Annotated in this window: 6 protein-coding genes and 1 pseudogene; 1 reads left to right on the forward strand and 6 read right to left on the reverse strand. The window is 69.3% G+C overall.

Going from position 1 to position 7,410, the window contains the following annotated elements:
• Window positions 1–135: 135 nt before the first annotated feature.
• Window positions 136–378, reverse strand: coding sequence for a hypothetical protein (locus FV222_RS12655; RefSeq protein WP_147764242.1), 243 nt, complete (start codon window positions 376–378; stop codon window positions 136–138).
• 245 nt (window positions 379–623) lie between these two features.
• Between FV222_RS12655 and FV222_RS31150 the strand changes: the two are divergent.
• Window positions 624–818: pseudogene (locus FV222_RS31150) on the forward strand (hypothetical protein); the annotation flags it as partial.
• Window positions 819–932: 114 nt separating this feature from the next.
• Here the strand turns inward: FV222_RS31150 and ppdK are convergent.
• The 5 genes from ppdK to FV222_RS12680 form a co-directional block, all read right to left on the reverse strand.
• Window positions 933–3,623 (reverse strand): pyruvate, phosphate dikinase, encoded by a 2,691-nt coding sequence (ppdK, locus tag FV222_RS12660; protein ID WP_147764241.1) that lies wholly within the window; start codon window positions 3,621–3,623, stop codon window positions 933–935.
• Window positions 3,624–3,829: 206 nt separating this feature from the next.
• Entirely contained in the window at window positions 3,830–3,982 is a 153-nt protein-coding gene (locus FV222_RS12665) for a DUF3096 domain-containing protein (protein WP_147753445.1), read from the reverse strand.
• Between the two features lie 80 nt (window positions 3,983–4,062).
• A complete protein-coding gene (locus FV222_RS12670; protein WP_147753446.1) occupies window positions 4,063–4,689 on the reverse strand; it encodes an urea carboxylase-associated family protein in 627 nt (208 codons plus the stop codon).
• On the reverse strand, window positions 4,682–5,377 hold the full coding sequence (gene gntA / locus FV222_RS12675; RefSeq protein ID WP_147753454.1) for a guanitoxin biosynthesis heme-dependent pre-guanitoxin N-hydroxylase GntA: 696 nt from the start codon (window positions 5,375–5,377) through the stop codon (window positions 4,682–4,684). The genes FV222_RS12670 and gntA overlap by 8 nt, the downstream gene beginning before the upstream one ends.
• Window positions 5,378–5,621: 244 nt before the next feature.
• A partial coding sequence (locus FV222_RS12680) for a DNA translocase FtsK (RefSeq protein ID WP_281406885.1) occupies window positions 5,622–7,410 on the reverse strand: 1,789 nt, incomplete at its 5' end.

The following is a 7,410-nucleotide window of genomic DNA, read 5'->3' on the forward strand; positions in this document are numbered from 1 at the left end:
GCCGGACACGGTGACGACGCGCTTCGGCCGCCGCAGCCCCGGCGACGACCTCACGGCCGTGCGCTTCACGGGCTCGGCGACCCGGGCGGTTCCCGGTACGCGCTGAATGAGAGGTCTTGCGTCCTCGGCGCTCGCTCAGGGCAGGCGGCGGCCCTGGGTGACGCTCATCGCCGAGACCAGGGTCGCGGCGTAGCCGCCGTTGGCGCCGGCGATGCGGGCGGCGTCGAGGCTGCTCTGGGACGCCACGGCGAAGCCGATCACCCCGAACAGCGTGCCGGCGCCGACAAGCCACAGGTAGGCCCGCGCGACCGCCTTCGGGATCAGCACGGTACGGGGGTTTTCCCCGAGATAGAGCTGCGACGAGGACGAGTCGTTCATGGCCGGCGTTCCCGCGGATGACTGACGTCCGGGCGGACCGTCGATCGCTCTCGCGCATCCGGTTCGTCACTATCATCCAACGCAGGCCTACGGCAGAGGTTCGCCGGCCCGGTTCCGTTATTTTCGCAGGTTTTTTTACGGTGGTTGACGGCGGGTTGCCGGAGGCGCCGATGCGGCTCGCTCTCCTGTCCGGCCCATCGCATTCGTTGATGGAGTACAGCTTCGGAACAGGCGCGGGTTTCCCCTCTCCCCGCTTGCGGACAGAGGCCCGGCTGCACCTCGTCGTGCAGCCGGGAAGCGAGAGGCGAAGCCGAAGCGACGGTGAGGGGGCGCGAACGGAGGAGCCTCTTTCGTTCGAGCCCCCTCACCCTCGGCTGCCGCCTCGCTTCGCCGACGACGAGGTCGGCAAAGCCCTCTCCCCGCAGGCGGGGCGAGGGGATGCGCGCATAGCGAGCCGCCAGAAGCAGCGATATGTGAATTCTCGCCCGTGCGGGAGAAGGGATTCGCGCCGGGATCGGCGCCGGCGGCGATGGTCGAGCCTCGCGAAAGCCCCCCTAGCCTTCCTTCGCCGAGACCTTGCCGAGGGCGGCCTGCGCGGCGGCGAGGCGCGCGATCGGCACGCGGTAGGGCGAGCACGAGACGTAGTCGAGGCCGACCTCCTGGCAGAAGCCGATCGAGGCCGGGTCGCCGCCGTGCTCGCCGCAGATGCCGAGCTTGATGTCGGGGCGGACCGAGCGGCCGCGCTCGACGCCGATCCGCACCAGCTCGCCGACGCCTTCCTGGTCGATCGTCACGAACGGGTCGGCGGCGAGGATGCCCTTCTGCGTGTAGGGCCCGAGGAAGGTCGCCGCGTCGTCGCGGGAGATGCCGAGCGCCGTCTGCGTGAGGTCGTTGGTGCCGAAGGAGAAGAACTCCGCCGTCACCGCGATCTCGTTGGCCTTGAGCGCGGCGCGCGGCAGCTCGATCATGGTGCCGACCTGGTAGTCGATCGCCTTGCCGGCCTCCTCCGACACCGCCTTGGCGGTGGCGTCGATGCGGCCCTTCACGATGTCGAACTCGGCGCGCGAGAACACCAGCGGCACCATCACCTCGGGGGTGACCGGCGCCCCGGTCTCCTGCGCCGCCTGGATCGCGGCCTCGAAGATCGCGCGGGCCTGCATCTCCGCGATCTCGGGGAAGGCGATAGCGAGGCGGCATCCGCGGAAGCCGAGCATCGGGTTGAACTCGGAAAGCTCGCGCATCCGGTGGCGGATCTTGTCCTCCGCGATGCCGGTGGCGTCCATCACCTCCCGTACCTCGGCGTCCGAGTGCGGCAGGAACTCGTGCAGCGGCGGGTCGAGCAGGCGGATCGTGACGGGCAGGCCCGACATGATCGTGAACAGCTCGACGAAGTCCTGGCGCTGGTAGGGCAGGATCTTGGCGAGCGCCGCGCGGCGGCCTTCCGCGTCGTCGGCCAGGATCATCTCGCGCACCGCGATGATGCGGTCGCCCTCGAAGAACATGTGCTCGGTCCGGCAAAGGCCGATCCCCTCCGCGCCGAAGTCGCGGGCGGTGCGGGCGTCGGTCGGGGTGTCGGCGTTGGCGCGCACCTTCATGGTGCGGTAGGCGTCGGCCCAGCCCATCAGGGTGGCGAAGTCGCCCGACAGCTCGGGCGCCAGCATCGTCACCTCGCCCTGGAGCACCTGCCCCGTCGAGCCGTCGATGGTGATGCGGTCGCCGGCCTTGAGGGTCACGCCGCCGACGGACAGGGTCTGCGCCTTGTAGTCGATCCGGATCGAGCCGACGCCCGACACGCAAGGCTTGCCCATGCCGCGGGCGACGACCGCCGCATGGCTGGTCATGCCGCCGCGCGTCGTCAGGATGCCCTCGGAGGCGTGCATCCCGTGGATGTCCTCGGGGCTCGTCTCGATGCGCACGAGGATGCACTTGCGCTCGGCCTTGCGCAGGGTCTCGGCGTCCTCGGAGTTGAACACGATCTCGCCGGTGGCGGCGCCGGGCGAGGCCGGCAGCCCTTGCGCGATCACTTTGCGCTCGGCCTTCGGGTCGATCGTCGGGTGCAGGAGTTGGTCGAGGGCGCCGGGCTCGATCCGGCTGATCGCCTCCTCCTGCGTGATCAGGCCCTCGCCGGCCAGATCCACGGCGATGCGGAGCGCCGCCTTGGCGGTGCGCTTGCCGTTGCGGGTCTGGAGCATCCAGAGCTTCCCGCTCTCGATGGTGAACTCCATGTCCTGCATGTCGCGGTAGTGCTTTTCGAGGATCTCGTAGATCCGCGTCAGCTCGGCGTAGGATTCGGGCATCGCCCGCTCCATCGACGGCTTCTCGGACTTGGCCTCGAGCCTCGCCTTCTCCGTGATGTCCTGCGGCGTGCGGATGCCGGCGACGACGTCCTCGCCCTGCGCGTTGATCAGGAACTCGCCGTAGAGCGCGCGCTCGCCGGTGGACGGGTTGCGGGTGAAGGCGACGCCGGTGGCCGAGGTGTCGCCCATGTTGCCGAACACCATGGCCTGGACGTTGACGGCGGTGCCCCAGCTCTCGGGGATGGCGTTGAGCTCGCGGTACTTCTTCGCCCGCGGGATCATCCACGAGTCGAACACCGCGCCGATGGCGCCCCAGAGCTGGTCCGCGGCGCCTTGGGGAAATGCTGAGCCGTGCTCGTCGACGACGATCGTCTTGTACTTCTCGATCAGGTGCTTCCAGTCCTCGGCGCCGAGTTCGGTGTCGAGGTCGAAGCCCTTGCCCTCCTTGTAGTGCTCCAGCGCCTCCTCGAAGGCGTGGTGCTCAACGCCGAGCACCACGTTCGAGTACATGGTGATGAAGCGGCGGTAGGAATCGTAGGCGAAGCGTGGGTCGCCCGAGCTCTCGGCGAGCGCCGCGACGGTGGCGTCGTTCAGCCCGAGGTTGAGCACGGTGTCCATCATGCCCGGCATCGAGGCGCGGGCGCCCGAGCGCACGGAGACGAGAAGCGGGTTGGAGGCGTCGCCGAAGGTCTTGCCGGTGATCGCGCCGACCTGGTCCAGGGCGGTCGCGACCTGGGCCTTCAGCTCGGCCGGGTAGGTCTGCCCGTTCTCGTAGTAGGCGGTGCAGACCTCGGTGGTGATGGTGAAGCCCGGGGGCACCGGCAGGCCGAGATTGGACATCTCGGCGAGGTTCGCCCCCTTGCCGCCGAGCAGGTCGCGCATCTGCGATTTGCCCTCGGCCTTGCCGTCGCCGAAGGTGTAGACCCACTTCGCGGTGCCGCTCGTCATATCGATTCCGTCCGTCGTGCAAGAGGACCTGGTTGCCAGGCATCTTGCGTCAAAAGGGTCTCGCATCGAGGTGGTTTTCGGCCCTCGAGCTTATCGGTTCGGGTTGGACCATCCGGTGTTGCAACGCAAGATGAACGCCGCCGCCCAAGGTCTCCCGCCGCGTGACGCTCCGCGCCGGTTGTCAGCCGCGACCGGCTCCGCAGGGATCAGGATAGACCGCGGAACAGGCCGAGGCCAATCACCCCGACGGCGATGAGGTAGATCGCGACGATGTAGTTGAGAAGCCGCGGCGCGATCAGGATCAGGATCCCGGCCAGGATCGCGATGACCGGCTGCAGGTGCGAGATCGAGATGGTCATGGCAACGCCCTCCTGCGGCCGAGCTTGGCCGCAGGAGGGCGACGCGTGTGGTGGCCGCAAGGTTCCCGCCGACGCGGCGCTCAGGCCCTCAGTGGCCAGGACGCCTCGACCGCGTAGTGGATCGGCTTGAAGGCGAAGTTGTTCGATTGCAGCGCCGAGCAGGCGGTGAGCCCGATCACGAGGTCCTGCATCGCCTCGAACACGATCCGGTCGCCGGCGCGGCTCAGGGGCGGCTCGACCTTCAGCGCGCCCGTGTGCCCGTCGACGGTGACGTTCATGAAGACGTTGAACGCCACCGGGATGCGGTCCGGCCCGATGCCGAAGGGTTCGAGGGCGGCCGCGAGGTTGCCGAAGCATCCGCGATGCGGCTCGGCGTCGCCGTAGATGATGCGGAAGGTGTCGGCCGAGCACGGCGTCAGGAGGAAGTCGTGCCGGCCGACCGTGTCCTCGACGATGCGCAGCATCACGTTCGAGCGGTTCGAGTAGAGCGGGTCGCCCGTCGTCAGGTAGATCCGGCTGGCGTAATCCAGCGTCCGGCCCGACGAGATCACCTCGTCGAGGTCGCCGCGGTTGAACGCCAGCAAGTCCGCGACCTGCTCGCCCTGCGGGTCGGTGACCACTAGGAACTGGCCCTTGTCGAGGGTGAAGGCCGTGCCCGAGCGCGGCGCGATGGTGTGGTGCCCGCAGGCCGAATGCGCCTCAGACATCGCCGCCGCCCTTCGTGCGCCCGCTGAACGGGCAGGCCCAGTCGGAATCGACCGCACGCCCGCTGTACTGGCGCGCCTCCGAGACCTCGCCGTGCCGGGACAGCATCGGGTTGAGCGAGCCGGCGAAGGCCGCGTCGCGCGCCAGGATGTTCTCGCGCAGCTTCTCGTAGCGGCCTTCCGCGCGGAGCCGCTCGAACTGGTCGTGGAGGTTGAAGACCAGGACCGGCGAACTGAAGCGCCGGGCCGGCCGGCTCGCGCCCGGATGAAGGCCGACGATGAAGAACGCCTCGCCGCCGAAGCTGAGCGAGAAGTGCGCGTCCTCCGGGTCGGCGGAGACGCGCCGGTCGTAGGCCTGGCCGAGGAAGCCGTCCTTGTCCGAGAGCGATTGCGCCCGCGCCCACAGGTTCTCCTCGAAGGCCTGCTCTGAGAGGTCGCCGGGCCCCTCGAACACGATGGCGAAGCTCTGGAACAGGTCGGGCTGGGCACGGTAGCGGGCGATGAACGCCAGCAGCGCCGGATAGATGCGCGTGTCGTCCCAGCCGGAGGTGATGTCCCGGGCGACCACGATCTTCATCCGCCCCCGCGACAGGGCCGACTTGGCGCCGACGCAAGGGAAGGGCTGCGCCCGGATGAAGTCCCGGAACTGCGCCGCCAGCGGATGGTCGGCGTCGTCCCGCGGCATCCGGATTGGCGCCGGGTGCAGGGTGGACAGGTCGGTGGCGAGCGAAAACCCGCGGTTGTCCGCGTAGGAAAGCATGAGAACCCGCGTCTGCGATGAATTTTGCGGCACGGTTGCCGATGCCGGAGGCAGATCGCCGTCCGGATCGGGGGAACCGGCCTCAGCCGGTGCGGTTCCTGGTCCCGCACAAGTCCGCCGCGATCGGTCGCACACGCCTGTGGACAGCGTCGGCGCGGGGCGCGCGCTGGGCGCCTCAGCCCTCGGCTTCGACCAGGATCTCGCGCTTGCCGGCATGGTTGGCACCGCCGACGATGCCCTCCTGCTCCATGCGCTCCATGATCGAGGCGGCGCGGTTGTAGCCGATCTGCAGGCGGCGCTGGATGTAGCTTGTGGACGCCTTCTTGTCGCGCAGCACGACCTGGACGGCCTGGTCGTAGAGGTCGCCGCCGGCCTCGCCGAACGAGCCCTGGTCGAACACCGCGCCGTCCACTTCCAGCGCGTCGCCGCCGCGGCCTGCGGCCGGGGCCGAGCCCTTGGGAGCGTCCTCCGACCCGTCGTCGGCGGTGACCGCCTCGAGGTAGGCCGGCCGACCCTGGCGCTTGAGGTGGGCGACCACGCTCTCGACCTCCGAGTCCGAGCAGAACGGCCCGTGCACCCGCGTCGTGCGGCCGCCGCCGGCCATGAACAGCATGTCGCCCTGGCCCAAGAGCTGCTCGGCGCCCATCTCGCCGAGGATCGTGCGCGAGTCGATCTTGCTCGTCACCTGGAAGCTGATCCGCGTCGGGAAGTTCGCCTTGATCGTGCCGGTGATCACGTCCACCGACGGACGCTGCGTCGCCATGATCAGGTGGATGCCGGCCGCCCGCGCCATCTGCGCCAGGCGCTGGATCGCGCCCTCGATGTCCTTGCCGGCCACCATCATCAGGTCGGCCATCTCGTCGACCACGATCACGATGTAGGGCAACGGGGAGAGGTCCATCTCCTCGTTCTCGTAGACGGCCTCGCCGGTCTGCCGGTCGAACCCGGTCTGGACGGTGCGGGTCAGGACCTCGCCACGCTGGCGCGCCTCGTCGAGCCGGGCGTTGAACCCGTCGATGTTGCGCACGCCGACCTTGGACATCTTCTTGTAGCGCTCCTCCATCTCGCGCACGGCCCACTTGAGGGCGATGACCGCCTTCTTCGGGTCGATGACGACGGGGGAGAGCAGGTGCGGGATGCCGTCGTAGACGGACAGCTCCAGCATCTTCGGGTCGACCATGATCAGGCGGCACTCTTCCGGCTTCATCCGGTAGAGCAGCGAGAGGATCATGGTGTTGATCGCCACCGACTTGCCCGAGCCGGTGGTGCCGGCCACCAGCAGGTGCGGCATGCGGGCGAGGTCGGCGATGATCGGCTCGCCGCCGATGTTCTTGCCGAGGCAAAGCGCGAGCTTGTGCTTGGTCTCGACGAAGTCCGAGGCCAAGAGCAGCTCGCGCAGGTAAACCGTCTCGCGCCGCGCGTTCGGCAGCTCGATGCCGATGGCGTTGCGGCCGGGAACCACGGCGACGCGGGCCGAGACCGCCGACATCGAGCGGGCGATGTCGTCGGCGAGGCCGATCACCCGGGAGGACTTGGTGCCGGGGGCCGGCTCCAATTCGTAGAGAGTCACGACCGGGCCGGGGCGCACCGCGAGGATGTCGCCGCGTACGCCGAAATCCTGGACCGTCTGCTGCAGGTTGAGCGCGTTCTGCTCCAGCACGTCGGCGTCGACCTCCGGGCTTTCGCCGGGCACGGGCATGGCGAGCAGGTCGAGGGCGGGCAGCTCGTAGTCGGCGTTCTCCACCGAGGCGATGGCGAGGTGACGGCCGGCGGCGATCAGGTGCGGGCGGCCGACGACCGGCATCGCCGCGACCGGCGACGCCGGGGCTTCGACCACCGGCTCGAAGGCTTGCTCCGAGGCTTGCTCCAAGGCTTGCTCGAAGACCGGCTCCGAAGGCGCCTCGAAGGTCGGCTCGGGGGCGACTGGCTCGGGGGCCGGCGCGACCTCGACCGGAGCCGGGGCC

It is taken from the genome of Methylobacterium sp. WL103 (genome assembly GCF_008039885.1).
Lineage (GTDB): Bacteria > Pseudomonadota > Alphaproteobacteria > Rhizobiales > Beijerinckiaceae > Methylobacterium > Methylobacterium cerastii.